At 35.5% G+C, this 25,881-nt stretch carries 26 protein-coding genes; 15 read left to right on the forward strand and 11 right to left on the reverse strand.

Going from position 1 to position 25,881, the window contains the following annotated elements; translation table 11 throughout:
* Positions 1-77: 77 nt before the first annotated feature.
* Positions 78-290, forward strand: coding sequence for a hypothetical protein (locus SHI21_RS10295; RefSeq protein ID WP_323576400.1), 213 nt, complete (start codon positions 78-80; stop codon positions 288-290).
* Positions 291-377: 87 nt separating this feature from the next.
* On the opposite strand, the gene SHI21_RS10300 is transcribed toward SHI21_RS10295, so the two are convergent.
* The 4 genes from SHI21_RS10300 to SHI21_RS10315 all read right to left on the reverse strand — a co-directional run bounded on the left by SHI21_RS10300 (position 378) and on the right by SHI21_RS10315 (position 5,750).
* On the reverse strand, positions 378-848 hold the full coding sequence (locus tag SHI21_RS10300) for a hypothetical protein (protein ID WP_323576401.1): 471 nt from the start codon (positions 846-848) through the stop codon (positions 378-380).
* Positions 835-4,521 (reverse strand): methionine synthase, encoded by a 3,687-nt coding sequence (gene metH / locus SHI21_RS10305; protein WP_323576402.1) that lies wholly within the window; start codon positions 4,519-4,521, stop codon positions 835-837. Before metH ends, SHI21_RS10300 begins: the two co-directional genes overlap by 14 nt.
* 5 nt (positions 4,522-4,526) lie before the next feature.
* Complete coding sequence (locus SHI21_RS10310) at positions 4,527-5,474, reverse strand: methylenetetrahydrofolate reductase (protein ID WP_323576403.1); 948 nt, start codon at positions 5,472-5,474, stop codon at positions 4,527-4,529.
* A 63-nt stretch (positions 5,475-5,537) separates the two neighbouring features.
* Complete coding sequence (locus SHI21_RS10315) at positions 5,538-5,750, reverse strand: DUF2283 domain-containing protein (protein WP_323576404.1); 213 nt, start codon at positions 5,748-5,750, stop codon at positions 5,538-5,540.
* A gap of 111 nt (positions 5,751-5,861) precedes the next feature.
* On the opposite strand from SHI21_RS10315, the gene SHI21_RS10320 reads away from it, so the two are divergent.
* A complete protein-coding gene (locus SHI21_RS10320) occupies positions 5,862-6,746 on the forward strand; it encodes an aldose 1-epimerase family protein (protein WP_323576405.1) in 885 nt (294 codons plus the stop codon).
* A gap of 3 nt (positions 6,747-6,749) precedes the next feature.
* Here SHI21_RS10320 and SHI21_RS10325 read toward each other — a convergent pair whose 3' ends face one another.
* Together SHI21_RS10325 and SHI21_RS10330 are read right to left on the reverse strand one after the other, a co-directional pair.
* Entirely contained in the window at positions 6,750-7,007 is a 258-nt protein-coding gene (locus SHI21_RS10325) for a DUF2442 domain-containing protein (protein ID WP_323576407.1), read from the reverse strand.
* Entirely contained in the window at positions 7,004-7,306 is a 303-nt protein-coding gene (locus SHI21_RS10330) for a DUF4160 domain-containing protein (RefSeq protein ID WP_323576408.1), read from the reverse strand. Before SHI21_RS10330 ends, SHI21_RS10325 begins: the two co-directional genes overlap by 4 nt.
* Positions 7,307-7,472: 166 nt before the next feature.
* Between SHI21_RS10330 and SHI21_RS10335 the strand changes: the two genes are divergently transcribed.
* Positions 7,473-8,153: a peptide arginase family protein gene (locus SHI21_RS10335; protein WP_323576409.1), complete on the forward strand. Its 681-nt coding sequence runs from the start codon at positions 7,473-7,475 to the stop codon at positions 8,151-8,153.
* 42 nt (positions 8,154-8,195) lie between these two features.
* Here SHI21_RS10335 and SHI21_RS10340 read toward each other — a convergent pair whose 3' ends face one another.
* The 4 genes from SHI21_RS10340 to SHI21_RS10355 all read right to left on the reverse strand — a co-directional run bounded on the left by SHI21_RS10340 (position 8,196) and on the right by SHI21_RS10355 (position 10,357).
* Positions 8,196-8,462, reverse strand: a complete 267-nt coding sequence (locus tag SHI21_RS10340; RefSeq protein ID WP_323576410.1) for a hypothetical protein — start codon at positions 8,460-8,462, stop codon at positions 8,196-8,198.
* A gap of 145 nt (positions 8,463-8,607) precedes the next feature.
* Positions 8,608-8,988 carry a helix-turn-helix domain-containing protein gene (locus SHI21_RS10345; RefSeq protein WP_323576411.1) on the reverse strand — a complete coding sequence of 127 codons (381 nt, stop codon included), beginning with the start codon at positions 8,986-8,988 and terminating at the stop codon, positions 8,608-8,610.
* An 8-nt stretch (positions 8,989-8,996) separates the two neighbouring features.
* Positions 8,997-9,341 carry a hypothetical protein gene (locus SHI21_RS10350; protein WP_323576412.1) on the reverse strand — a complete coding sequence of 115 codons (345 nt, stop codon included), beginning with the start codon at positions 9,339-9,341 and terminating at the stop codon, positions 8,997-8,999.
* Positions 9,342-9,580: 239 nt separating this feature from the next.
* Complete coding sequence (locus SHI21_RS10355) at positions 9,581-10,357, reverse strand: hypothetical protein (protein ID WP_323576413.1); 777 nt, start codon at positions 10,355-10,357, stop codon at positions 9,581-9,583.
* Positions 10,358-10,604: 247 nt separating this feature from the next.
* On the opposite strand from SHI21_RS10355, the gene rfbB reads away from it, so the two are divergent.
* From rfbB to SHI21_RS10375, 4 genes are all read left to right on the forward strand, one after another.
* A complete protein-coding gene (gene rfbB, locus SHI21_RS10360) occupies positions 10,605-11,606 on the forward strand; it encodes a dTDP-glucose 4,6-dehydratase (protein ID WP_323576414.1) in 1,002 nt (333 codons plus the stop codon).
* An 8-nt stretch (positions 11,607-11,614) separates the two neighbouring features.
* A complete protein-coding gene (locus SHI21_RS10365) occupies positions 11,615-12,532 on the forward strand; it encodes an NAD-dependent epimerase/dehydratase family protein (protein WP_323576415.1) in 918 nt (305 codons plus the stop codon).
* Positions 12,529-13,422, forward strand: a complete 894-nt coding sequence (rfbA, locus tag SHI21_RS10370) for a glucose-1-phosphate thymidylyltransferase RfbA (protein ID WP_323576416.1) — start codon at positions 12,529-12,531, stop codon at positions 13,420-13,422. Before SHI21_RS10365 ends, rfbA begins: the two co-directional genes overlap by 4 nt.
* A gap of 72 nt (positions 13,423-13,494) precedes the next feature.
* Entirely contained in the window at positions 13,495-14,685 is a 1,191-nt protein-coding gene (locus tag SHI21_RS10375) for an O-antigen ligase family protein (protein WP_323576418.1), read from the forward strand.
* Here the strand turns inward: SHI21_RS10375 and SHI21_RS10380 are convergent.
* Positions 14,682-15,644, reverse strand: a complete 963-nt coding sequence (locus SHI21_RS10380) for a lysylphosphatidylglycerol synthase transmembrane domain-containing protein (protein ID WP_323576419.1) — start codon at positions 15,642-15,644, stop codon at positions 14,682-14,684. The two genes, SHI21_RS10375 and SHI21_RS10380, sit on opposite strands and share 4 nt — an antisense overlap.
* Before the next feature lie 120 nt (positions 15,645-15,764).
* Here SHI21_RS10380 and SHI21_RS10385 point away from each other — a divergent pair, with 120 nt between their 5' ends.
* The 8 genes from SHI21_RS10385 to SHI21_RS10420 all read left to right on the forward strand — a co-directional run bounded on the left by SHI21_RS10385 (position 15,765) and on the right by SHI21_RS10420 (position 25,873).
* On the forward strand, positions 15,765-17,201 hold the full coding sequence (locus SHI21_RS10385; RefSeq protein ID WP_323576420.1) for a hypothetical protein: 1,437 nt from the start codon (positions 15,765-15,767) through the stop codon (positions 17,199-17,201).
* 9 nt (positions 17,202-17,210) lie between these two features.
* Positions 17,211-18,674: an MBOAT family O-acyltransferase gene (locus tag SHI21_RS10390; protein WP_323576421.1), complete on the forward strand. Its 1,464-nt coding sequence runs from the start codon at positions 17,211-17,213 to the stop codon at positions 18,672-18,674.
* Complete coding sequence (locus SHI21_RS10395; RefSeq protein ID WP_323576422.1) at positions 18,643-19,740, forward strand: hypothetical protein; 1,098 nt, start codon at positions 18,643-18,645, stop codon at positions 19,738-19,740. Before SHI21_RS10390 ends, SHI21_RS10395 begins: the two co-directional genes overlap by 32 nt.
* A gap of 30 nt (positions 19,741-19,770) precedes the next feature.
* Positions 19,771-20,931, forward strand: coding sequence for a hypothetical protein (locus tag SHI21_RS10400; protein WP_323576423.1), 1,161 nt, complete (start codon positions 19,771-19,773; stop codon positions 20,929-20,931).
* Between the two features lie 54 nt (positions 20,932-20,985).
* The gene (locus SHI21_RS10405; protein WP_323576425.1) at positions 20,986-22,644 is read left to right on the forward strand and encodes an ABC transporter ATP-binding protein; all 1,659 of its coding nucleotides are present in this window, start codon (positions 20,986-20,988) and stop codon (positions 22,642-22,644) included.
* A 132-nt stretch (positions 22,645-22,776) separates the two neighbouring features.
* The gene (locus SHI21_RS10410) at positions 22,777-23,835 is read left to right on the forward strand and encodes a nucleotidyltransferase family protein (protein WP_323576426.1); all 1,059 of its coding nucleotides are present in this window, start codon (positions 22,777-22,779) and stop codon (positions 23,833-23,835) included.
* Between the two features lie 9 nt (positions 23,836-23,844).
* The gene (locus SHI21_RS10415; protein ID WP_323576427.1) at positions 23,845-25,140 is read left to right on the forward strand and encodes a glutamate-1-semialdehyde 2,1-aminomutase; all 1,296 of its coding nucleotides are present in this window, start codon (positions 23,845-23,847) and stop codon (positions 25,138-25,140) included.
* A gap of 7 nt (positions 25,141-25,147) precedes the next feature.
* Entirely contained in the window at positions 25,148-25,873 is a 726-nt protein-coding gene (locus SHI21_RS10420) for an SDR family oxidoreductase (RefSeq protein WP_323576428.1), read from the forward strand.
* Positions 25,874-25,881: the final 8 nt, after the last annotated feature.

Genomic DNA, 25,881 nt, shown 5'->3' on the forward strand with positions numbered 1-25,881 from the left:
AAAAGTAATATAAATTTAGTAATCATTATTGTGCACGGTAACACGTCATCATCGTTATTAATTTTAGGAGATTTGAGATGAAAAAATTATTAGTTCTTGCTCTTGTTGTATCTGCAATGTCTTTCGGTTGTTCAAAAAAAGAAGAAACAACTACAACTACTGAAACAGCTCCAGCTGCTACAACTGAAGTTGCTCCAGCAACTGAAACAACTACAACTGAAACTACAGCTACAGAAGCTGCTCCAGCTGCAGAAGCTGCACCTGCTGCAGAAGCTGCTCCAGCTCACTAGTTATTAATTCACTCTTAGGAGTGTTTAGATAATATAAAAAAGGCTTCCTTCGGGAAGCCTTTTTTATTTGTGCTTTTTGAATTGTTTTTAGCCTTCGAATCCATGCGTCGTGATCATCTCTTCTACAAGATCCACTAACTTATGCTCAATATCCTTATTCTCAGGAGAGTCTTCACAACATTGAAGATAACCCAGCATTTTCGGAAACGGAGTCGTGCGCCCTTCTTTCTTCAGCCATTCAGTAAAATAGGTAATGGCGTTAAGCCAGGCATAGAGAGAGTATTCGGAGTGATCGATCACGCGGAAGAAATACTCCACTGCGGATGATCCAGTCGGGCGCTCTTTTGAATCTTGATAGAGAAGTCTCACCATCATTTCAGTGTGAGCAATAGTCGCGTCTCCCTTTGTCAGGCGGACGAGGTTTCTGTCAGACAAAAACTTTACAGGAATAGTGGCTCTGGCATATTCCAGAGTCGCACGCCATTCTTCGCCCTTAAGCTCGATGACTTCTTCTATCGTAGTAACGTTCTTTTTATATTCAACTTTATTTTGGTTCATATCCTAAATTCGGTGAAAGCCATTTTTCGATGTACTCTTTCGAGAGACCCTTTCTTTTAGCATAGTCCTCAATTTGATCTTGTCCAAGACTTCCGACATTGAAATATTTTGCCTCAGGGTGATTGAAGTAAAATCCTGAAACTGAGCTTGGTGGATTCATCGCGAAGTTTTCAGTTAGAGTTACGTGAGTTCTCTCGTCGGCCTCTAGTAGATCCCAAAGGATTTGCTTTTCAGTATGGTCAGGGCAGGCAGGATATCCTGGGGCCGGACGTACACCTCTGTATTTTTCTTTGATCAGGTCGTCGTTTGATAAGTTTTCGTCTAAACCGTAACCAAAAATCTCGCGCACTTTTTTGTGAGCAAGTTCGGCCAGGGCCTCAGCGACACGGTCTCCGATGGCCTTCACCATGATAGATGAGTAGTCGTCATTTTTATCCTGGAAGCTTTTAGCGAAAGTTTCGACTTCATGACCGGCAGTCACAACGAATCCACCAAAGTAGTCGTTATGGCCTTCTGGTGCGATGAAATCGGCAAGGGAGTGGTAAACTCCGTCGTCACCAAGTTTTTCTTTTTGCTGGCGAAGGAAGTGAAGAGTTGTCTTATTATTTACGACAACATCGTCGCCTTGTGAATAAGCTGGAAAAATACCAACCAATACCTGAGGTTTGAAGATTTGTTTTTTAATGATCTGGTTTAGTAAAAGTTGAGCATCGTTAAAAAGCTTTTGAGCTTCTTGTCCGTACTTTTCGTTACCCAAAATTTTTGGATAAGTTCCTTTTAGTTCCCAAGTCCAGAAGAAAGGAGACCAGTCGATGTAAGGGACAACTTCTTCAAGAGAGATGTCTAGATTGAAAATTCCTGTTTTGTTAGGTTTTGCAATTTCAACTTCATTCCAGTTTGTTTTAAACGCGTGAGCTTTTGCTTCAGTGTATGGGATCAGAACATTTTCCTGAGCTTGGTTTGCGTGACGTTGTCTTAATGATTCGAAAGATTCGTTCATTTGAGCAACATAAGCGTCTCTGCGTTCTGGAGATAATAGGTTTGTGCAGACTTCGATAACTAACGAAGCATCACCAACGTGGGCCATAGGAGATTTGTAATGTTGAGCGATTTTAATAGCTGTGTGAGCTTTTGAAGTTGTTGCTCCACCGATAAGAAGAGGGACTTTAAAACCCTGACGTTCCATCTCTTTTGCTACGTGAACCATTTCATCCAATGAAGGAGTGATAAGTCCAGATAGACCGATGATGTCTGCTTTGTGTTCAATGGCAGCGTCCAGAATTTTCTGAGCAGAAACCATAACTCCCAGATCGATCACTTTATAACCGTTACAAGCTAGAACAACTCCAACGATATTTTTTCCGATATCGTGAACGTCACCTTTAACAGTCGCGATTACGAAGACACCTTGTTCGCGGACAACTTCTTTGGCCTCTAGTTTTTCTTGCTCCATAAAAGGTTCAAGATAAGCTACGGCCTTTTTCATCACTCGAGCCGACTTAACAACTTGAGGAAGGAACATTTTCCCTTCACCAAATAGGCCACCAACGATTTTCATCCCGTCCATTAGGGGACCTTCGATAACATTTAGCGGGCGACCAAGTTTTTTTCTAGCTTCTTCAGTATCTAGTTCGATGTATTGATCTAGGCCTTTAACCATGGCGTATGAAATGCGCTCTTCCAGAGAGAAGTTTCGCCATTCATCAACTTTGACTTCAGCTTTATTTGAATTTTGACTTTTTAGTTTTTCGGCCAGCTCTAATAGTTCTTCAGTTGCGTTGTCATGCAGGTTTAAAACCACGGCTTCGCATTTTTCTTTTAGATCAGGGTTTAGGTCGTCGTATACGCCAAGCATTCCGGCGTTAACGATTCCCATGTCTAATCCAGCTTTAATCGCGTGGTATAAAAAGACTGAGTGGATAGCTTCTCTTACGATATTGTTTCCACGGAATGAGAATGAAAGGTTTGAAACTCCACCAGACGTCAGTGCACCTGGACAGACTTTTTTAATTTCTCTGACGGCTTCAATGAAGTTTACTCCGTAAGAGTTGTGCTCATCGATACCTGTTGCAACGGTTAGGATGTTGGCGTCGAAGATAATATCGCACGGATCAAAATCTAGTTTTTCAATCAGAAGGTCGTAAGCGCGTTTACAGATGCGAACTTTTTCACTTTGGCTTGCGGCCTGACCTTGTTCATCAAAGGCCATGATGACGGCAGCAGCACCGTAACGTTGGATAAGTCTGGCGTGCTCAAGAAATGTTTCTTCGCCTTCTTTTAAGGAAATCGAATTTACGATCGCTTTACCTTGAACGCATTTTAATCCAGCTTCGATGACTTCCCATTTAGAAGAGTCAATCATAACTGGGACGCGAGAGATATCGGGTTCACTTGCTACTAAATTTAAGAAGTGGACCATGCATGCTTTCGAATCGAGTAAACCTTCATCGAAGTTAATGTCGATAATGTTCGCGCCGTTTTCTACCTGTTGTCTGGCAACTGAGAGAGCTTCGTCGAAATTTCCTGCTTTAATTAATTTTGCGAATAAAGGGGAGCCGGTGACGTTTGTGCGTTCACCGACCATATAAAAAGGCTTGTTGTGTGTAACTTCAATTGTAAATGGTTCTAGACCAGAAAGCCTAGTAGCTTTTTTGATTTCTGGCTTAATTCTTGGTTTTTTTACTCTGCACTTTTTAGCAATAGCGTTGATGTGATCAGGAGTTGTTCCACAGCATCCACCAAGAATGTTAATAAAGCCGGCATCAACGAACTCACCAACGAACTTTGCAGTCATCACTGGTGTCTCATCATAGCCTGTCGGGCTTAGTGGGTTAGGCAGTCCGGCGTTCGGATAGCAGCTCACATAGCAGTCAGCAATGTTTGATAATTCTTCTAGGTATGGACGCATTTCTTTTGCACCAAGGGCGCAGTTTAATCCAACCGATAATGGTTTTGCGTGACGGACAGAGTTCCAGAATGCTTCTGTCGTTTGTCCAGAAAGTGTTCTACCGCTGGCATCAGTGATTGTTACTGAAAGCATAAGCGGGAATTTTATTTGGACTTCTTCCTGAAATTTTTCAACAGCGAAGATGGCCGCTTTTAAGTTTAGTGTATCGAAAGTTGTTTCTGGCAGAAGAATGTCAGCTCCACCTTCGATTAAAGCTTTCACTTGTTCGTAGTAGTTTTGAACTAGCTCGTCGAAAGTGATTGTTCTAAAGGCCGGGTTGTTTACATCCGGAGACATTGAGAGTGTTCTGTTTGTTGGGCCTAGGGCGCCGGCAACGTAGCACTTTCTATCTGGGTTTTTTGCCATGAAATCAGTACAAGCTTTTTTAGCGAGTTTTGCTGATTGGAAATTGATATCGTAAACCGCGTGTTCCAGATCGTAATCTTTTTGCGCGATTCTTGTTCCTGAAAAAGTATTTGTCTCGATGATGTCAGCGCCGGCTTCCAGGTATTCTGTGTGAATAGCATAGATGACGTCTGGTCTTGTCAGAGACAGGAGATCGTTGTTTCCCTTGAGGTCACTTGGGTGATTTTCAAAATGACCTTTCCTGAAGTCTTCTTCTTGAAGCTTATAGGTTTGGATCATCGTTCCCATGGCGCCATCGAGAAATAGGATTTTCTCTGAAAGAGTTTTTTCGAGTTCAATAAGAGTTGAATGTTTTTTCATTTTATTTACTTTTGATATTTTTTTACAATATCTACAACGTTGTTAGTATCGTTCATGATGTAGAAGTGAATGCACGGAGCTCCACCTTCTAGTAATCCCTTCACTTGATTGTCTGCCCATCGTTTTCCGATTTCGCCGACATTCTTCGGGTCTTTCGTTACTGTTTCTACCAGTTCATCTGGGAAATCGATATAGAAATTTTTTGGGATCGAAGTAAGTTGAGTCGCGTTCTTTAGGATTTTGATTCCTGGAATAATGGGAACAGTGATTCCTGCTGCGCGAGCTTGTCTTACGAATTCGAAATAGTGATTGTTGTCAAAAAACATTTGAGTGACTACGTAGTCTGCACCAGCATCGACTTTTTTCTTTAAGTTGAAAAGATCTAGTTTTAGGTTGGGAGCTTCGAAGTGTTTTTCTGGGTAAGCGGCAACACCTACACAGAAATCGAATTTTGATCCGCCTTCGATTTCATCAAGGAATTTTCCTTGATTGATGTCTTTGATTTGTTCAACTAGATCTGAAGCGTAATAATTTGTCGTACGGTTCTTTGAGATTTCTTTTTTATAGTTTGGCCCGTCACCACGAAGGGCAAGGACATTATGGATGCCTAAGAAGTTTAACTCTAATAGAGCGTCTTCTGTTTCTTCTTTTGTGAAACCTAAGCAAAGCATATGCACAACGGTGTCGATTCTGAAGCGGTTTTGGATGATTCCGCAAATGCCGATTGTTCCTGGGCGCTTTTTGAAAATTTTGCGTTCGATTGATCCGTCTTCTTTTTCGTTGTAGTAGGCCGAAGATGAATGGGATGTTACGTCGATCCAAGCTGGGCTGACCGGGCTTAGGGTTTCGACGATGTCGATGATGTCTTGAACCGATCTACCTCTTGGAGGTGGGACGATTTCGTAACTGAATAGAGGATTTTTAGCGAGTTCTAAATGTTCTATTACTTTCATAGGGAGGATTATAGCAGGATTTTGGCCATAGATCACTCGATTAATGATTAATTTAAACTGGGTTTAAGCTAAATTTGGAACGACTTTTAAGCTTATGCCTTCATCTGGATTATAATCGAAATGTAGGATTTCAAGGCCGATAACCTTACCGTCTTTATTCTTCATGACTATGATCTCATCGTCAGTCAGTTCAGAGACAAACTCTTCTTTGGCATCACTAAAATGAATTGTTAAGGTTTTTCCAATATTGTCGTGAATGAGATTTATTTTAGCCATAGAATTTCTCCGCTTTTGACGCTATCACTAGATCGAATAAATGTCAGTTTTTGAATATGTAGCTAAAAATCTTTTGTAGTAGAGATCCTCACCACTTATACTTAGAGTATTATGAGCGATTGGTACCAAATAGAAAGTAATTCATTAATTGTCCAAGTCACAAGCAAGGGTGCTGAAATGAAGCGCCTTTTTTCGAAAGAGTGGCATCGTGAGCTCTTATGGCTTGGTAATGAAAAAGTGTGGAATCGCTCTGCCCCAGTATTATTTCCGATTGTGGGAAGACTCAAAGATGATGAGTACAACTTAAAAGGCAAAAATTACAAGATGTCGCAACATGGCTTCGCTCGTGATTTTGAGTTTAAGTGCACAGAATGTGGTACATCGGAAGTTGAGTTTTTGCTTGAGGCAACCCAGGAGAGTTTTAACTTCTGGCCGTTTTGTTTTGAGCTTAGAGTTCGATACAAGATCCAGGACAGTAAGGTTGTCGTTTCTTATTTTGTTAAGAATGTTGATCGTCAGGATATTTATTTTTCTATTGGTGCTCATCCGGGATTTGAAACCAAAGATATTGCAAACTATGAAGTTAGATTTGAAATACCTGAGAAAGAGTACTTTCAGCTTAATAATGGATTAGTTGATTGGAACACACCTCATGAGTTTAAAGAGCAAAAACTTAGCGTGACTAAGAATTTGTTTAAAGACGATGCTCTGATTTTTAAAAAATTGAAATCAAAATATATAGATTTAGTTGATACTAAAAGACGTGAAGTTATTCGAGTTCATGCCAATACTCCTTATTGGGGGATTTGGGCAAAAGCTGATGTTCCATTTGTTTGTATTGAGCCTTGGTATGGGGTTGGAGACGGGATGGAGCATGATAAGAATTTTGAAAATAAGAATGGGATAGTGACTTTGGGGGAAGGAGAAATTTTTGGTTTTTCTTACACTTTAGAGATGAGATTACTTCCGACTGAAATGGAAGAGAAGAAGAAATGAGAGTTACGCCGATATTTTTCCAGAATAGAGATCTTCTATTGGAAAAAGAAGATCAAAGTCTCCCCAAAGTAAGTCATGATCTTTAATCTTGAAAGCTTTGAATTTTTCTAAAATTAGATAATCTCTAATTTGTGGATTAGTTGAAGATTTTAAGAAGTCATAAAAATCTACATTGACCTCTTTTCCGTCTTGGAAAGTAATAAGTAATTCGTAGTTTTTAATGTATATAGCAGATTTAATTTTTAGAATTTTCTTGCTCATAATTTTCCAGTAATTTTTTTTGATACAATTTTTTTATGTAATACAAAATAATTAATCCAACTTTGTACAATCTCATCGGCCAAAGCAGAAGTTAGTCTAATAAATTTTTCTTTATTTTTGGGACTTAAAGGTTTTTTACCAGAAACTTCTTTATATCTTACTCTTGTTACATTACCAAATTCTACAAAAATTTCTATTTTCCCCTCTGTCTGACCTTGTCTTGCATGAACATGAATTGGTTCATGCTCATTAGAGTAAAAAAATATAGTAAGACCCATGTATTCATAAAGTTTAGGCATATCATCTCCTAATAACGAGATATGCAAAACTGATTAGAATAATGTATTAGAGATAATTGAAATTACTAAGATGTTTAGGATATCGAACACAAATTTGTAATTTACTTTTAAATTTCTGAGTTAATATATAAATAACTAGTTAATTATACTTAAAAGAGAAGAAGAAATGAGTTTTTTAATTCCGCTTGTTCATCGTGGCGATTCAGCTTCATCTAAAGACAATGTTCTTTGGAATGAAGGGAAAGTTTATGTGATGGACAATCATAGACTGGCGCTTTGGTGCTGGTTTCAGAAGATCGATAAAACTAAAAGATACAATTTAATTCACATTGATGCTCATCCGGATATGAGCGAGTCGGCACTTAAGTATTTTAAGCATGATTTGTTTGCAATGAGTTTACAGGAATATCGTGAAGCCTGGCAGAGTGATATTAATATGCCGCTGTTTAGGTGGGATAATTATATAGAAGTGTTTTTGAGAAAGTATCCAGAATTGGTGGGGAAGACTGTGTCGGCCACGCATCATTTGGGGTCTTCGAAAGAATTGTCGGAAGAGATTAGGGCCTATGATTTGGTGAAGTATCTTGGAGGAGTTTTTTCGGGTTCGATGTATGTTAATGAGTTGCCTTGGATTGTGAACTTGGATCTGGATTACTTTTTTTCGGCGGCGCCGGAGAAGTTAGAGTTGTTTAGTGAAGAGTTTGTGGAGAGTGTAGCGGCCGCGATTAAGCTTGGGATGGAGAGTGGGATGGTTGAGGTTCTAACTATTTCGCTTAGTCCGGAATGTTGTGGGTCTTGGGAGAAAGCAGAGAAAATGCTTTCTAAATTTGGAGTGAGTTTTAATTAAAAAATACTTACGTTCATGTGTATGAACGTAAGTATGTCGATGCTATTTTCTGTGCTTCATCATTTTGTCATGTTTCATCATTTTACAACCTTCAGCTCCCATCATGCTTTTGCAGTTTTCTTTCATTTCAGAGTGGCAAGCTGCGACGGTTTTGTCTGATTTTAGACAAGTGGCCATGTTTTCGTGAATGGTTGCCATGTTCACTCGTTGTTCTGGTGTCATTTCCATTGGCATCATTTTGTTGGATTGTTTTGTGGCTGCGTAGAGTGAGTTTGTGGCGAGTAGCAGAAAGATTAGTGTGAATTTCATTTTTGACTCCTTAGTTTTTAACGTTGGAGTTTTAGTGAGCAAGCTTGGTGCCGAGGGAATGTTTGGAATTTGCGGGGAGAATTGCCTAGGGATAGAAATTGATGAGTCAATTCATCCTTAAAGTTAAGAAGAGCTTAAGTTCGAATTAACCAAATTTTACATCTTCAAGTTCAAAAAACTTTTGAGCATTTGCATGAAAATTATCCGAAGCCTTTTTATTTTTTGAAGCAATGAGAAGAATTTCCAGATAGCTTAGCAGCTTATCTAGAGTGACTTTTTCGATATGGCCGTTAAGTATTCTGCTTAAGTTTCCAGGGTCAACTTCTAAAAGATTAGACATGTCTTCAAGAGAGAGCCCTTTAATTACCTTAAATTCAACAATTTTTTGTGAAATTTTAAACTTCCAATGTAACAGAGGAGAAGCATCTTTAGAAAGAGGTTTAATTTTGCGAATTTGTCCTTTTGCTTTTTTCTTTTCAATTTTTAACATCATTTGAATGATTTGTTCTTGTGATGGGTATGTCATATGGATTCCTAGTTTTTAATCTTATATAAAGTAATTATACCTGCAGTTCGGGGATCATTTCTATCGATACAAAATGCGATCAAGTATGACTTTTTCATATACTCAATTTCTTCAGCAAAATATAAATAGTTATCTTGCTTTCCAACTGGCTCTAAAAAGCAATCATTAAGTAAACTAAAAATATGGGCCACTTCAATTTCATTAAAGGCTGACCTGGTCTTTTTTTTGTAAGATTTCGTTTCTTTGTCATAACCATAGTTAATATGATTAAGGTCTATTTCAAGAGTTGATATCGTAGTAATTCCTAGTGATACAGGTGAAATCTTAACAACACTTAGGTTCGTGGGCTTCATGACGATCCTTGTTTTATAATACAATTATTTGTAAAATTTTACAAGATAGCTCTTGCTGAAGTTTAGATTCAAGGATGGAAGGCGACGGAAAGTGAGTAAGGTATTGGAATTAAAGTTGTTTTTGAGTTTTGGCGTCAATAATTAATATGTGAGGACTCATTTATTGAATCAGCAATCTACTAAAGGGGGCTTAGGAATTATTCTAAAGAACTGCTGGCACGTTTTACGTTTTAGCAGAATTATTTTCTAAGTAATTTTTGAAAAAATGTTTTTTTAGGTTTTGATTCTAAAAGCTTTTTCCATGCATTGATGTCAATTGAAGCAATGGCCTCATCAATAGAATGCATTTGTTTTAGAGTTTTAGTGAAGAAGTTGTTGATTGCTTGGAGTAGTTCTTCTTTGTTACCCCAGTAATGAGCAAACCACTGATCGGCCGGTTTTAGTTTTCCAGTTGAGGCCAGTGCTTGAGAAAGACTGAATTGTTCAATAAGCCATTTCGTTACATCGGCTTCACACATTCCATCAGTTGATTGAAGTGCTTTTTGTAATAATTCAATCTTGCTTTTTTCATCAAGGGCCACAATTCCAGCATTCCACATGGCAGATTCTTTTTGCACAAGCATGCCGCCGAACTCTTTGTTCTTGGTTTGTTTCCACATTAAACATTTATGTTTTGCTTTATCTTCTGAAAGGAGACTTTCCTTTACGTGCATGAAGCATGTGCCTTTATCGAGCTCTTCAACCATGGGGGCCAAATCAGCTTTAGCAAATGTATCACCGTCTAAATAAACGAGATGCCCTGGATCGTTTTGAGCACTATCTAGCATCGCCATGATTTTGATTCGCCACAAAAAATCATGAGGACCTTTCCAGTCTTGCATTCTTTCTTTACCGAGAGGACGTAGTTCAACTATTGATGAGAGAAAATTATAGTATTCGGGCTTATCAGTGTAGATGAGAAAACGCGAATTTGCGGGCGCATATTTTCTTAAAGATAATAGTGAAAAATTAGTCATTGAGTGATTATTGAGATTATCGCCAAAGGAAAAGAATAAATATGTCGTTTGCATGGCGATCCTTCAAAATAATTAAGTATTTGATTAGTATATTGCTTCTAAGGGAGTTTTTCAAAAAGATAGTTACTCTACCAATAAGCTTTTAGAGTGGAATACTGCTTAAGCATATTGAATTATACATTATTTTCATGGCATTTCATGATCCTTCTTCTATAATTATTTTTTATTCTAACAACTGAGAATATGTATGAGCATTATTATTACTGGCGGAGCAGGGTTTATTGGGTCAAACTTCGTTAGGCTTTGGTTATCTAAGGGACTTAATGAAACAATTGTTAACCTTGATAAATTAACTTATGCCGGTTCATTGGAAAATCTTAAAGATTTACCGAACTCTGATCAATACGTTTTTGTAAAAGGTGATATTGGTGATGAAAAATTATTCAATCAACTTTTAAATGAATATAAACCACGTGCAATATTAAATTTTGCAGCCGAGTCTCATGTTGACCGTTCAATTGATGGGCCAGCTGAGTTTATTAAAACGAATATTAATGGGACATTTAATCTTCTGGAATGTGCACGTAAGTATTACAGCACTCTAGATAATAATTTGAAAAAAACGTTCCGTTTTTTACATGTCTCAACAGACGAAGTTTACGGATCATTGGAATTGAATGACCCAGCTTTTACAGAAAATCATCCTTATCAGCCAAATAGTCCTTACTCTGCAAGCAAAGCGAGCTCAGATCATTTGGTACGTGCTTATCAGCATACTTTTGGTTTACCGACACTAACTACAAATTGTTCTAATAATTATGGGCCTTTTCAAAATACAGAAAAATTGATTCCTCTGGTGATTCATAATGCTTTAAAAGAAATCGCCCTTCCTATCTATGGAGATGGGAAAAATATTCGCGATTGGCTGTATGTTACAGATCATTGCGAGGCAATTATGACTGTTCTCGAAACAGGAAGAGTGGGAGAGACATATAATGTTGGTGGGAATACTGAAAAAACTAATTTAGATGTAGTGACAACAATTTGTGAAACTCTCGACCAAGTGAAACCAAGAACTACGGGGAAACCGTATAAAGATTTAATAACTTTTGTTAAAGATCGTCCAGGACATGACAAAAGATACGCTATCAATGCGAATAAAATTAGTAGCGAATTAGGTTTTTCACCGAAAGAAAATTTTTCTTCTGGGATAAAAAAGACTATTGAATTTTATTTGAAAGATCTATGATTTCACAAATGAAGATTGGTATTACTGGTGGACTCGGATTAGTGGGGAAAGCGCTTCGAGGTAGTCTGTCTGGTCCTGTCTCTTTACTGGTAAGACGGGTACCAGAAGAACAATTAAATTCAAATGAAGAATGCATTGTTGGTAATTTTTCTGATCCAGTAATCACGGATATCTTTCTTTCAAATATAAGTGTTCTTGTTCATGCTGCAACAGGAGTTGGTCCGAGATCTGAATTTAATGATCAATTTATTAGAGATGATTTAGTTGGAACTTTAAATTTAGCGAAAGCATTTTTTAGAAAAAATCCGGATGGTCACTTTATTTATCTTAGTACTTCGGGAGGATTATATAACCTTGAAGATCCGAGCGTTAAAACAGAAGATAGTGAGATTGTACCAAAGAGCTTGTATGGAGCGATCAAATTAATTATTGAGGATTCGTTAGAGCAAATATGTAGCAACAATGGCATGGTTACTATTGTAAGAGCAGCTGCAATTTATGGAGATTCATTTAAAAAGAATCAAGATGTAGGATTAATTGATAAGCTTTTAAAATCAACATTGAAAGAGTCAACAAATAGTTTAGTTCCGATTTTTGATAAGTTAGAATCGGCGAGAGACTATCTTCATGTTGATGATTTGGCGAAAGCAATAAAAGTATTGATTAATAGAAATTCTGAATCTCGCTTTGAAATTTATAATGTTGGAACAGGAAAAGAAACATCTATTGATGAAGTTATTAAGACAATAAATTCTCTAGGTGAAGAAAAGGTTCGAGTAGAGATTCTGCCAACACCTAACAACAGAACATCACTCATTGTGAATTCAAATAAAATTTTTAATGATGTAGGATGGAAATCAGAAATTTCATTGAGAGATGGAATATTAAAAATGTATCAGGATTTAAAAAACAAGGATTTGGTATGAAAGGTATTATTTTAGCAGGTGGTTCTGGAACTCGTTTATATCCAATGACGAAAGTAATGACGAAGCAGCTTCAGCCAGTTTATGACAAACCTATGATTTATTATCCTCTTAGTTTTCTTATGCTTGGTGGAATTAAAGATATTCTTCTTATTACAACTCCACATGATCTACCTCACTTTCAAGAGCTATTGGGAGATGGATCTCAATTCGGGATTAAATTAAATTATAAAATTCAAGATAAGCCTAATGGTCTTCCACAGGCCTTTATTTTAGGTGAAGAGTTTATTGCAGGAGAAGATGTCTGTCTGATTCTTGGAGATAATTTATTTTACGGAGACATTAGATTTTTCAAGAGCGCGATAGCTGCTCATAAGGAAAAGAATGACGGAATTTCAGGGCGAGTATTCGCTTACAGTGTAGCCGATCCAAGAGCTTATGGGGTTGTTGAATTTGATAAAAAAACAAAAATGGTTAAGAGTATTGAAGAAAAGCCAGCTGAGCCGAAATCAAATTATGCTATTCCGGGACTATATATTTTTGACTCGACTGCTGCTGCGAGGGCCAAGTCACTAACGCCGTCACCACGAGGTGAAACGGAAATTGTAGACTTGATTTTATCTTATAAAAAAGAATCAAAGTTAGGAGTGGAGATTATTACGAGAGGAGTTGCATGGCTTGATACAGGAACACCACGCTCACTTTTGGAGGCTTCTTCTTATATTGGTGCCATTGAAGAGAGACAAGGGTTGAAGGTTGCGTGTTTGGAAGAGGTGGCCTTTAGGATGGGGTTCATTGATACAGAAGGGTTACAAAAATGTATCGCGGCTTTACCTAAGTCAATCTATAGGGCTTACTTAGAAAGATTTTTAAAAGAGATACTAGAAGAGTAAACTGAACATAAAAATGCTCGGATAAACTTAATATTGTTAGACATAGATAAGAGAGTTTTTTAGAATCGGAAAATGGAAAAAATTAATCCGACACTTGAGAAAACCTTAAGTTATATGACTTATGGCTCTTTGATGATTTTGGCCCTAGGCCTTGTAACATCAACCACCCTTCTTGCTCTTTCGCATATATTGATTATTGTTCCTGCAATATATTTTCTTACTAGAGCTGATTACAAAAATTATTCCAAGAGTGCTTGGGCCCTTCTTGCAATGACATTTATAATTATTATTTCTGTTTTGGTAAATCAAGATATAGCGATTAATGGTTACAAACCGATTTTCAAAGCTAAGTACTTTCTTTTTGGATTTTTAGCAATAGCACCTTTCTCTTGGTATTTTAAAAATAATCTTAATAAAAGAAAAATTTCTTGGCTGTTGTATGCATTCTTTATTGCAACTACTTTTGCGACAATTGTAGGAATTTACTCTAAATATTCACTTTTTAATCCAGTGACTTTAAGAAATGTGAGTAAAGACAGAAATGCCGGACTTTTTGGAATGGTCATGAACTATGCTCATAATATGGCTTATTTTCAGATTATTATCACTTCATTAGTCTTTTATAGGAAAGAAATTCAGAAATATATTAATTCTTATTTCCTCTATATCATTTTCGCGATCAATTCAATGGGGTTATATCTTACTTACACAAGAGGTGCTTGGCTTGGATTTTTAGTAGGTATTCCTTTTTTATTTTTTAAGAATAATAAAAAATGGTTTGCAACGATCATTGTTGCTCTCGCAATTTTAGGGATAGTTGTTTACAGCGTCGCTGGAAAAAATGTGATCAGACCTCAATCAGATCAAGAAAGGTTAAGTCAGTGGCAAGCCGCTATTATGGCCTTCAAGGAAAGACCGGTTTTTGGCTATGGATATCTTAATTTTGAACAACATTCAGTTGAGATAAAAAAGCGTTATAATATTGGGCAAATTCAATTCGGTGGACATGCTCACAGCAATGTCTTTGAAATGTTAGGAAGTACAGGGGCTTTAGGACTTATTGCATTCTTTTTTTGGATTACGCTGTGGTTTTTAGAAATGTATAAGCGCACTGATGTTATTGCTAAAACTGCTTTGCCATTTATTGTAGTCTTCTTTGTTAGTGGATTAACTCAATCTACAATCTCTTTAGGAATTAATCTATTTTTTATCATGGCCGCTTATTCAATAACTCAGATTAATATAAGAAATATTAAGAACTAGTTTTTGACATGCTTAATAAAGAAAAAAATTCCGCAAAAATCAAAAATAAATGAAAAGGCGAAAAAAATAGTAAAGACATCTGCACCATTTGGAATATCAAAGATTTTAAGCAAGCTGGCAAAGGCTACGTGGCCCACACCAATACCAGAATAAGAAATTGGTAAATTAGTTAGAAAAATACCTACAGGAACGATACACATTAACTCGAGGATATTAACTTGAGATTTTGGGGTTAATTGATAAATAATTAAGACAAAAGAGAGTGTATTCAGAATTTGTATTAATAAGCTACAGGCGAGAGTCTTTATCCAGATTTTGCGATCCTGAATAATTCCTAAAGTAAAAATTTTAAAATTAGCTATTCTTCGTTTGATGAAGTCACGTGAGGCAAATCTAGGAAGAGGTATAAAGCAAGAACTCATTTTAGAGAATATAATATTTCTAACATAAAATAGTCCTATTAGCGCTATAAGTACCAAGTAAGAGCATATTATGAAAGTCCTTAAGGCTGGGATCTTTTCCATAATGAAAAGTCCAGAAGCCATAGAAATAAGTGCTAAACTTAAAACTGAAAAAAACTTAGAAAATATGGAAGAATAGATGAAATTATCTTTTTGCGTTAAAGAGTCCATATTCATGAATTTTTTAATTCTAAAAATATCTCCAATTACGGAAGTGGGAACAATACAATTTAAAAATAGAGATCCCCAAGAGACAGAAAGTATTTTTTTGTATTCCAAAGGACTATTTTTAGTCAATTGAGTTAAAACTTGAGTTCTATAGGAAACGATTAAAAGCTGTAAAAAGGTTAATACAAAGAAAATAAGAGCTAATTTATAATTTAACACTCCAATTTTAATATTATTCCAGTTTAGTTTGTCACTCTGCACTATCCACCAGATAAGTAAAATACTTATTACTGTTCTTATAAATAACATTATTTTGGGATTTAATTTCATTTGCACAGAGACTATCATGTAGAAAAACAAAAAGTAAGTAAAATGGTTTAGTTAGTCTAAAACGTAAGTAGAAATTATACACAATAAAGACTTAACGAATTTTAGTATGGGTATTGAAAAATGAACTTGAGTCTTGTTGCCTTATTTCGAATTATTTTTTTAGTATTTGTTGCAATTATTTTTTGCATAACCTTAAATGCCTACGTAGGTAAATGGTATATTTATACAATATTCACCATATTGATTAATGGCTTTGTCCTCTTTGGTTTTAGAGAGAAAAAATTTTTCTTTGAAACATTTCTTGGTATTTTTATTTGGCTTGGATATTGGTTGAAGTTTTCATGTAGAGTAGCTTTTTATGAAGGTTCTTTTGTTGACCCCGTAGGGCAATTTAGCTTTCAAGGTGAAGCTTATGATCGAGCATTAACGGTTATCATTTGTAGTGTTTTTGCCTTGTTATTGTCGTCATATGTAAGAGATAGACTGCAGTTTAACTATTCAAATAAAAAAAAATCTTCCAATAGTCAAAAAATTCCTATTAAGACCCAATATTTAAAAATTGGTTGGATATTATTTTTTCTTTTAATTGTGATAATTACCTATACCAATTTCAAATTTGGTATTTATCAAAGAGGAGTGCCTCCAAGGACATTGTTACCCCTTGGCCTGAATGGAGTTTACACTTGGCTTCTATTATTTGGAATGGCATCAATTTCTTCAGTTTTTCTTAATTATGAATTTAAGAAAAATGGTAAACCTTCATATATAGTTTTTTTTCTAGCAATTTTTGAAACATTTTTATCTAGCATTTCAATGTTAAGCCGTGGTTTTGTTTTAAACATAACGGCTCTAGGGTTAGGTACTTATGAAGAGGCAAAAAATGCAAAGATACAAATCAACATCCGTAAATTAATTCTTATTTTTATAGGTTTTCTCTTTGCGTTTTGCCTTTCTGTTTTTGCAACAAACTATATTCGTTCAGATGTTTTTCACGGACCTGAAGAAAGCATGGTTAAGTGGGAAGCCAGTGTTTTGCAGAAAGTTCAAGCGGTAGCAAAAAGTACAACGGTGTTATTTGTAGATCGCTGGGTTGGAATTGAAGGTGTAATGGCAGCAAGTAGTTATGATAAACTCGGATGGGATCTATGGAAAACAGCGTGGAAAGAAAAATTTTACAATACAGGCACGAGTTTCTACGATTTGACGTTAATTCAAACACCTTATGAGGCTACTAGAGTAATAGATCATCATTTTATAACATTACCTGGATTCATTGCTTTTTTCTTTTATCCTGGCTCTTATATATTTTTATTTTGTTCAATGCTGATTCTTTATATTTTAGGGATAGTTTTAGAATGGCTAGCTTATAATCTTAGTGGCGGAAATCTTATTTTATGTTCTCTTTTAGCTCAAGTTTGGGCTTATCGATATGCACATTTTGGTTATGTTCCTAAACAAACCTATCTGCTCTTTGGCTCAGTTTTGTTTAACATTTTTCTGGTTTTTATTGTTATTAATTTTATAAAAAAAAGAAAATCAATCCTTTATGATTATTAGGACGTTGTAATGCTTTTTAACTCTCTAGCATTTGCTATTTTTTTTCCAATTGTAACTACTTTATATTATATACTTCCTCATTCATATCGCTGGGGAATGTTGTTAGCAGCGAGCTGCTTCTTCTATATGTGGCTGGTCCCTAAATATATTCTTATTTTGCTACTTACAATTGTTGTTGATTATGTCGCTGGGATAAAAATTGAAGAATCGACCGGGAAAAAGAAAAAGTGGTGGTTATATTTTAGTATTATTACAACCTGCTTAATTCTTTTCTTTTTTAAATATTTCAATTTTTTTAGCATTAACAGTGCAAAAACTTTAACAATGCTAGGGTGGAATTATTCACCGATGTTGTTAAATTTTTTACTGCCAGTTGGACTATCATTTCATACTTTTCAAAGTTTAAGCTACGTTATTGAAGTTTATCGAGGTGAGCAAAAGGCAGAGAGACATTTTGGTATTTATTCACTCTACGTTATGTTTTATCCGCAGTTGGTTGCAGGGCCAATTGAACGTCCTCAGAATTTACTTTGGCAGTTTCATAAGAAACATTCATTTGAATACGATAATATTGTTAAAGGACTCAGGCAAATAGCTTGGGGATTGTTTAAAAAGGCTGTTATTGCGGATCGTTTAAGTATTCTGGTAAATAATGTCTATTCAAACCCTGGAGAGCAATCAGGACTAGCTTTAACAATTGCAACTGTCTTTTTTGCTTTTCAAATTTATTGTGATTTTTCTGGTTATTCCGATATGGCAATTGGCTCAGCCAAAGTCATGGGCTTTAAGCTTATGACTAATTTTAATACACCATACTTTTCAAAAACAATCTCAGAGTTTTGGAAAAGATGGCACATCTCTCTGTCGACTTGGTTTAAAGATTACGTTTACATCCCTATGGGAGGAAATCGTTGCAGCGAGCCTCGCATTTATACTAATTTGTTTATTACATTCCTTTTGAGTGGTCTATGGCATGGAGCAAATTGGACATATATTTTCTGGGGAGGAATCAATGGTGTGTACTTAGTCTTTGCCTTGATTAAAAATAAATTTGTAAAACAAGACTTACATCGTCACAAATGGTTCAATGTGTTTGTCACATTCGCTTTAATTTGTTTCTCATGGATTTTCTTTAGGGCCAATAACATTGAAGATGCTTTTACAGTAATTAAAGGGCTTGGATCAGGTTATTCGAGCTTGTTTTCAAATATTAGACAGCATGGATTCTCATTAATTGCCCAAGATACTTTCTTAGGATTAAAGATGGGGATGAGCTTCTATAATTTTGCTTTCTCATTACTGCTAATTGCTTTGCTTGTCGTACTGGAACGTTTTCACCAGTTGTATCCATTTCAAAAAATATGTGATGAAAAGCCAGCATGGATACGTTGGAGTGCATACTATGTAATCGTAATTGTCATTATTTTAAGCGGAGTTTTTGGTGGAAATCACTTCATTTATTTTCAATTCTAGTAAAAAAGATTTGTGGAAGTTAACTATTAAGATTCTAGCCTTTACACCATTACTATTGCTAATTGTATTAGCAAATCTTTATATTGATCCGGCCAATATATATCGTAAAAAAAGTTACGAAGATGGAATGGGAAAACTATTAGCATCTGGTCAGAATGTTGGAAACTTTGGTGACTGTGATGAGCGGTTAGTCCAAAAGTATTTTATCGAACACCTCTCTCGTCCAATTGATACAATTATTCTTGGATCTTCTCGCTCAATGCAAATTGGGAAAAATATTTTTCCTGAAAATGTCATTAATAACTCTGTTTCTGGAGGCGTTTTAGAAGATTACTTAGCGATTTATTATAACTATTACATGAAAAATACTAATCTTAAAAAGGTAGTTATTGGAATTGATCCATGGTTGTTCAATGGAAAAGGGCAAGAGGTCAGATGGCAGTCTTATGAAGACGATGTCAAAGCAATGAAAGCTAAATTAGGTGAAAAAAATCACTTTAAATTTAAAGATTTAATTTCTGAAAAATATCTGAATATTATTTCACTAAGTTATTTTCAAGAATCTATCTTGAGTCTTTTCTCTGCAAGGAAAACTCATGATTATATAGCCACGAATGAAATAGAGGCTGATTACATGATTAAGGTTTCAGATGGCCGTTTAATTTATGATAAAAAGAGAAGAGAGATAAGTACTGAAAAAGCAGAAGAGGCTGCAAAGGTCTATGGTAGCGAAAAAGTCGTCTATGGTTTTAGTGATTTCGTCGAAGTAGATCCTAAATTAAAAAAGATGCTCGAAAACTTTATCCATTTCATGCAGAATAAAGGAATTAAAGTTGTCATTTTTCTTTCACCATATCATCCCACAACTTATAAAATGCTTATCACTAGAAGTGATACGAAAATTCTCCTTAAAGTAAGTGAATTTTTAGATGATTTAGCAAAAAGAAATAATGTAGAATTAGTCGGTAGTTACAATCCTGAAGATCTTGGACTCGATGGAGGAATGTTTTTTGATGGTATGCACCCCAAAGGGGAAGCAGTGGAAAAAATATTTCGAAGAAAATGATTTGCATCACAAATAGGTTTAAATATAGAAATGAATATTGGAAAAAAACTCAAGTCGTTATTACAAAAGAATAAAAAATATTTTAATTACTTGAAGCATCTCACTTTGAAGTATCCAAAAAAAAATGATCTGCTTGTCTATGATGTTGTAGGAAGTGAGGAAATAAAAAAAATTCTCTTCCCCGATAGAGACTTTACTGTTTTAGCTGTTCGTGGGGAATGGTTTTCTGTTCATCCTATTTTAATTATAAAGGTTTTATATTACACAGTGATTAAAAAAATTAGACTTAGAATGTCTTATGACTTGGCTTTTATTTCACTAGTAAAACCTAAACTTCTGATTACTTTAATTGATAACAATCACAATTTTCACAGATTGGCTAAATATTACAAAAGTGAGTTTGTATGCATTCAAAATGGGTTTCGCTCACATAATTGCGCTAAAGAGTTTGATGAAATTCCAACGCTGTTTTGTTTTGGTAAAAGAGATATTGATCTTTATAAAGATCATGGAGTTAAACTCAATGAAACTTTTCCAATAGGATCAATTCGCTCGAGTTATTTTTTGAAAGATATTGCGCCGACTTTAGAAAATAAACCAACTTACGATATTTGTCTCATTTCCGAGTATCTCTTTGGAATGGAAAAACCAGATTATGAAGTGACAGAAGAAGGCGTTCGCCTGTTGTACGAATGGACTTTCATCTTGTCAGATTATATTAAAAGATATCTTGATGGTAAAAATCTTCGAATGGTTATTGCTGGCAGGCAAAGATCAACAGAGAGCGCTGGTGAAAAAGAATTTTATAAAAAATATTTTGGAAACAATGTAGAGGTTTTTCCATCGGATAAAGAATATTTAAATTCTTATCGCTTGTCTTATAAAAGTTCTTTAGTGGTTTCCTACTGTTCAACTTTAGGTTTTGAAGCCTTGAGTTGGGGGAAAAAGGTCTTGTTTTTTCCACATCCAGATGAAAAAAACTTAGCAGTGGATCATTCAAAGTCTAGATTTTTCAAAACTCAAATTGGAACTTTTGAAGAATTTGAAAGTAAAATGAATACCCTATTATTTAATCTTTCATTGGATCAGTTTGAAGAAGAAGTAGCTAAAGACAAAGAATATTTTATGTCAAATCATCTAGACACTTATAAAATTATCAAGTCTTATGTAGATAAGATTCTAGACAATTAATAGACTGAGTTCTGATAAGGCCATAGTACTAATCTTTTTAATAGGTATTTTCTCATGTTTAACAAGTTAATAAAATTTAAAAAATTTATTGGTTTAGAAGCGTGGAAGTATTTTTGGATATCTGCTTGTATCGGAATTTTTTGGTTTGCCGTAGAATCATCTTTTATCCTTATTATGCAGGGATTTCTTTTTACTATTGGATTGTTATCCCGAGAACAGGCTATCTTGCCAAGTTGGTATCCTGTTGGCCTTACCTCATCAGTTGTAATGTTAGTTTTGTTTGGAGTTTTTAGAGCGTCTATTTATATGCTAAAAACCCATTTTGCTAGCCTGACTCAGCTTTCATTTACAAGCAGACAAAGAATTAATTTATTATCCTTTGGCTTAAAAAATGCGCATTTGATTTCATCTAAAGAGCTCGTGTCTATATTTACTGAAATCACTTCTCAATCAGGAGTTGTAATCTACAACTCTTCTATGTTGATAAATACATTACTTTCCGCATTCCTTTTTTTCCTAACTGGAATGAAGCTCGCTCCCTATGAGATGATGGTGGGGGTTTTCTTTTTAGCACTATTTCTTTTTCCCCTGAAGTACATAACTAGAAGAATAAATGGGTATGGTGTTGGACTAGTTCAAGAGTGGGAAAATTTAAGTGAATCTCTTTTGAGAGGACTAAAAAATAATTTTTTTCTTTCAATTTACAATCAAGTTGATAATGAAATATCGAGAGGAAATACTAGTTTAGATAACTATAAGAGGCACTACCTAAGTTACTCATTGGTGGCGGGGTTTGCCAGTGCATTTCCACTTTTAATTGGAGTGGTAATTTTAAGTTTGATTACTTATTTAAGTGTAAAATATTTTAATACAGAAGCTATTAAATTAGTGTCGTTCTTTTATATTTTTATCAGACTTGCGCAAGCTGCAAGTGAAGTTAACGCAACGGCTGCGAGCCTCAAATTAAATATTCCTGGACTAAAAATTTTATATAATTGGAATAAGCAAATGGATATTGCAAATTCTCAAAAAGTAGAAAAGAAAATGATCATTGATGATCAGAAAATTGATTTTGAATTGGTTAATGTTTCTTTTGGATTCAATGATCAAAAAATTCTTTTTAAAGATCTGAATTTCAAGGTTAGACAGTCGGAGATGTTATTGATCAAGGGAGAGTCTGGAGTCGGGAAAAGTACACTTTTGTCAATAATTTTAGGACTGCGTGTGCCAACTAAAGGTGAGGTTCGAATTAACTCTCACTCATCAAAGACCGTTCTTTTTGATCTTCACAGAGTTCTTGCCTATGTAGGACCTGAGCCTTATTTAATCCAAGGCTCAATCCGCGACAACTTAACCTATGGCTTGGATCGAGATGTTATTGTGAGAGATGAGGATTTGTGGGAGGCACTTCGCCTAATGGGCCTTGAAGAGTTGGTTAAGGAGCTTCCCGGACAATTAAAAGAAGTAGTAAATGACATACCGCAACTGTCTACTGGTCAGAAGCAAAGGCTATCTTTTGCACGTGCGATTGTGAGGAAACCATCATTTCTAATTCTCGATGAAGCTACAGCAAATCTTGACCTTACTACAGAGAGGAAAATCATCAGTAATTTGAAGAGCGTTCTTCAAAACTGTACAAGCATTGTAGTGACTCACAAGAATTCTTTTGACGATGTAGCAACTTATCATCTTGATCTCAATGTTAAAAAGTAGAATAGTTTAAATGGCTACCGGCGTCACCGCGGTTCAATAGCAGAAGATACTGTTGACTCTAGTGACTCATAAAAATTCATTTGTTAAGATATCAAATCTATTATGGGTGTATTTAGTTAAAGGTATTTTCCAATGAATAAATGGCATGAGCTTTGTCTCAAAGAAAATGTATCGATCTATCAGGCCTTGGAGAAATTAAACGTAACAGCAGAGAAGTTTTTAGTAATTATTTCTGAAGACTGGCATCTTAAAGGTACTCTTACTGATGGTGATATAAGGCGAGCATTGCTTAGCGGTTTGAATGTTAATGATTCAATTACTAAAGCTATTAATCAAAAACCCATTATTGCTTCTCAAACATTAAGACACTCAGAACTTCATGAATTGATGAAAGGAAATGGGATTACCCATGTGCCGGTCATTGATGAAAAGGGAAAACTCATTCGCATTGTTTCACTAAAAGAGGTTGTCAGTACTGAGCCTAAAAAGGAAAACGCTGTCGTTCTTATGGTTGGAGGACTCGGGTCACGTCTTGGAGATTTAACAGCAAATTGTCCTAAGCCAATGTTAAAATTAGGCGATAAGCCAATTCTCGAAATCATTATTGAGAATTTTAAAGAATATGGATTTCATCACTTCTTTCTTTCGGTAAATTATAAATCAGAAATGATTGAATCCTATTTTGGAGACGGCACTCGTCATGGAATAGACATCACATATATACGTGAAAGAGAAAGAATGGGAACAGCTGGATCTTTGAGTTTGATGGAACCTATCAACGATCTCCCAATAATTGTAATGAATGGGGATGTACTGACAAAAGTTAACTTCTCTTCTTTGATTGACTATCACGAAACAAATGAATTAGATGCCTGCATATGTACTTTTCGTCATGATTATCAGGTTCCTTACGGAGTGATTCATTTTGATGGCGAAGGTGAACTTGTAGATCGAATTGAAGAAAAACCGATTCATACTTCTTTAGTGAATGCAGGGATATATTCTTTAAATCCAAAATCTTTATTATTAATACCAAAAAATACTTTTTACGATATGCCGACATTTTTAGATAAAATGATTATGGAAAAAAAGCGTGTGGGAACATTCCAAGTTCAGGACTACTGGCTGGATATTGGCCGTAGCGACGATTTTTATCGTGCAGAAGCAGATTACAAGAATAAATTAAAATAGGTGGATACAATGACAAGTTACAGCGAAAGATTAAACAAAGTTATTCCAGGGGGAGCCCATACATACAGTAGAGGAGATGATCAGTTTCCAAGTAATGCTCCTCAGATTTTATCAAAAGGAAAAGGAGCTTATGTCTGGGATGAGAAAGGAAATAAGTTTCTTGATTATGGGATGGCATTAAGAGCTATTACTCTTGGATATAGCAATGAAGAAGTTAATCGTGCAGCTATAGAACAGATTGAATTAGGAAATAATTTAACGAGAGCTTCTCTAATTGAATTGGAAGCAGCAGAAGCCCTAGTTAATCTTATTCCATGTGCAGAGATGGTGAAGTTTGCAAAAAATGGATCTTCAGTAACTAGTGCAGCTGTAAAATTAGCACGTGCTTATACTGGAAAGAAAATGATTGCAAGATGTTTACAACAACCTTTCTTTTCTTATGATGATTGGTTTATTGGTGACACTATAATTAAAAGAGGAATACCTTCTGAAATTTCAGAGACAACAGTAAACTTTAATTTCAATGACATCAAATCATTAGAGAATCTTTTTGAAAAATACCCGAATCAAATTGCAGCTATTATTCTTGAACCTGCAGCTACTGAGGAACCTAAAAATAACTTTCTCCAAAATGTGAAAAGTGTATGCGAAAAAAATGGAGCCGTTTTTATTCTCGATGAAATGATATCGGGTTTTAGATGGCATCTTCAAGGAGCACATACATATTATAATGTGCAACCTGATCTAGTAACTTTTGGAAAAGCAATGGCTAATGGTTTTTCTGTTGCGGCCTTGGCTGGAAAAAAAGAAATCATGAATCTTGGTGGAATTAAAGAAATGGGACAGGAAAGAGTTTTCCTTATGTCCAGTACTCATGGAGCTGAGATGTCGAGTCTTGGAGCTTTCGTAGCAGCATTAAATATTTATCAGCGTGAACCCGTTATTGCTAATTTATGGAGTTACGGAAGTAAGCTAAAAAGTGGAATGAATGCGATTGCAAATGAAATTGGAATCCTAGACTACATAGGATTCGATGGAGTTGATTGTTCTCCAGGATATTATACAAGAAACAAAGATGGACAAGTTTCACTTGAATTGAGAACACTTTTTTCTCAAGAGATGATTAAGAATAATGTACTAATGCCATGGGTTTCAATATGTACAGCTCATACAGATACAGAACTTAATATCACATTGGAAGCAGCCCAAAAGGCTATGAAGGTTTATGCTATGGCCTTAGAAGAAGGCGCTTCTAAATATTTAGTTGGACCTGCAATCAAACCAGTCTTCCGTAAAGTTAACTAGGATATTTATGAAAGGTTTAAAAGTAGGATTAATTGGATACGGACTTATTGGAAAAGCAATCCATGAATCTCTTAAAAAAGAGGGAGTGGAAGTTTTTATTTTTGATAAAGCATTTATTGCCGAAAGTAATTTTTTCGAAACAGATATTACTTCGACTTCTGTACTCGAAAATACAATAGATGATCTTCATGCAAAGAATATTAAGCTGAATGCAGTTGTTAACTGTAGTTATCCAAGAACAAAAAGTTACGGACAGAAACTTGAAGATGTAACTATCGAATCATTTAATGAAAATGTTTCTGTTCACCTGGGCGGATATTTTAATGTGATGAAACAGTTTGGTATGTATTTCAAAAAAAATGGAGGAGGTTCTATCGTTTCATTTTCGTCTGTGTACGGAGTAAATGCACCACGGTTTGATATTTATGAACAAGAAAAATTCACAATGCCGGTAGAATATTCAGCAATTAAATCAGCTGTCATTCATATGACGAAATATATGGCCGCTTATTTTAAAGGAAAAGATGTGCGCTTTAATGTTCTTTCTCCTGGTGGCGTGTTCAGTGGGCATGAGGAATCTTTTGTCAAAGCTTATGGGAAATACTCGTTGAGTTCTCGCGGTGGCATGCTCGATCCACAAGATCTAACAGGAGCTGTTAAGTTTCTTGTGTCTAATGAATCAAAATATGTAAACGGACAAAACTTAATTGTCGACGATGGTTGGACTTTATAAAGTTCACA

Source organism: Bacteriovorax sp. PP10 (genome assembly GCF_035013165.1).
GTDB lineage: Bacteria > Bdellovibrionota > Bacteriovoracia > Bacteriovoracales > Bacteriovoracaceae > Bacteriovorax > Bacteriovorax antarcticus.

What these genes read in the sequence shown, in the direction of transcription:
- SHI21_RS10295 (WP_323576400.1), top strand. Translation starts at nt 78, where the DNA reads ATGAAAAAATTATTAGTTCTTGCTCTTGTTGTATCTGCAATGTCTTTC.
- SHI21_RS10300 (WP_323576401.1), bottom strand. Translation starts at nt 848, where the DNA reads ATGAACCAAAATAAAGTTGAATATAAAAAGAACGTTACTACGATAGAA.
- metH (WP_323576402.1), bottom strand. Translation starts at nt 4,521, where the DNA reads ATGAAAAAACATTCAACTCTTATTGAACTCGAAAAAACTCTTTCAGAG.
- SHI21_RS10310 (WP_323576403.1), bottom strand. Translation starts at nt 5,474, where the DNA reads ATGAAAGTAATAGAACATTTAGAACTCGCTAAAAATCCTCTATTCAGT.
- SHI21_RS10315 (WP_323576404.1), bottom strand. Translation starts at nt 5,750, where the DNA reads ATGGCTAAAATAAATCTCATTCACGACAATATTGGAAAAACCTTAACA.
- SHI21_RS10320 (WP_323576405.1), top strand. Translation starts at nt 5,862, where the DNA reads ATGAGCGATTGGTACCAAATAGAAAGTAATTCATTAATTGTCCAAGTC.
- SHI21_RS10325 (WP_323576407.1), bottom strand. Translation starts at nt 7,007, where the DNA reads ATGAGCAAGAAAATTCTAAAAATTAAATCTGCTATATACATTAAAAAC.
- SHI21_RS10330 (WP_323576408.1), bottom strand. Translation starts at nt 7,306, where the DNA reads ATGCCTAAACTTTATGAATACATGGGTCTTACTATATTTTTTTACTCT.
- SHI21_RS10335 (WP_323576409.1), top strand. Translation starts at nt 7,473, where the DNA reads ATGAGTTTTTTAATTCCGCTTGTTCATCGTGGCGATTCAGCTTCATCT.
- SHI21_RS10340 (WP_323576410.1), bottom strand. Translation starts at nt 8,462, where the DNA reads ATGAAATTCACACTAATCTTTCTGCTACTCGCCACAAACTCACTCTAC.
- SHI21_RS10345 (WP_323576411.1), bottom strand. Translation starts at nt 8,988, where the DNA reads ATGACATACCCATCACAAGAACAAATCATTCAAATGATGTTAAAAATT.
- SHI21_RS10350 (WP_323576412.1), bottom strand. Translation starts at nt 9,341, where the DNA reads ATGAAGCCCACGAACCTAAGTGTTGTTAAGATTTCACCTGTATCACTA.
- SHI21_RS10355 (WP_323576413.1), bottom strand. Translation starts at nt 10,357, where the DNA reads ATGACTAATTTTTCACTATTATCTTTAAGAAAATATGCGCCCGCAAAT.
- rfbB (WP_323576414.1), top strand. Translation starts at nt 10,605, where the DNA reads ATGAGCATTATTATTACTGGCGGAGCAGGGTTTATTGGGTCAAACTTC.
- SHI21_RS10365 (WP_323576415.1), top strand. Translation starts at nt 11,615, where the DNA reads ATGAAGATTGGTATTACTGGTGGACTCGGATTAGTGGGGAAAGCGCTT.
- rfbA (WP_323576416.1), top strand. Translation starts at nt 12,529, where the DNA reads ATGAAAGGTATTATTTTAGCAGGTGGTTCTGGAACTCGTTTATATCCA.
- SHI21_RS10375 (WP_323576418.1), top strand. Translation starts at nt 13,495, where the DNA reads ATGGAAAAAATTAATCCGACACTTGAGAAAACCTTAAGTTATATGACT.
- SHI21_RS10380 (WP_323576419.1), bottom strand. Translation starts at nt 15,644, where the DNA reads ATGAAATTAAATCCCAAAATAATGTTATTTATAAGAACAGTAATAAGT.
- SHI21_RS10385 (WP_323576420.1), top strand. Translation starts at nt 15,765, where the DNA reads ATGAACTTGAGTCTTGTTGCCTTATTTCGAATTATTTTTTTAGTATTT.
- SHI21_RS10390 (WP_323576421.1), top strand. Translation starts at nt 17,211, where the DNA reads ATGCTTTTTAACTCTCTAGCATTTGCTATTTTTTTTCCAATTGTAACT.
- SHI21_RS10400 (WP_323576423.1), top strand. Translation starts at nt 19,771, where the DNA reads ATGAATATTGGAAAAAAACTCAAGTCGTTATTACAAAAGAATAAAAAA.
- SHI21_RS10405 (WP_323576425.1), top strand. Translation starts at nt 20,986, where the DNA reads ATGTTTAACAAGTTAATAAAATTTAAAAAATTTATTGGTTTAGAAGCG.
- SHI21_RS10410 (WP_323576426.1), top strand. Translation starts at nt 22,777, where the DNA reads ATGAATAAATGGCATGAGCTTTGTCTCAAAGAAAATGTATCGATCTAT.
- SHI21_RS10415 (WP_323576427.1), top strand. Translation starts at nt 23,845, where the DNA reads ATGACAAGTTACAGCGAAAGATTAAACAAAGTTATTCCAGGGGGAGCC.
- SHI21_RS10420 (WP_323576428.1), top strand. Translation starts at nt 25,148, where the DNA reads ATGAAAGGTTTAAAAGTAGGATTAATTGGATACGGACTTATTGGAAAA.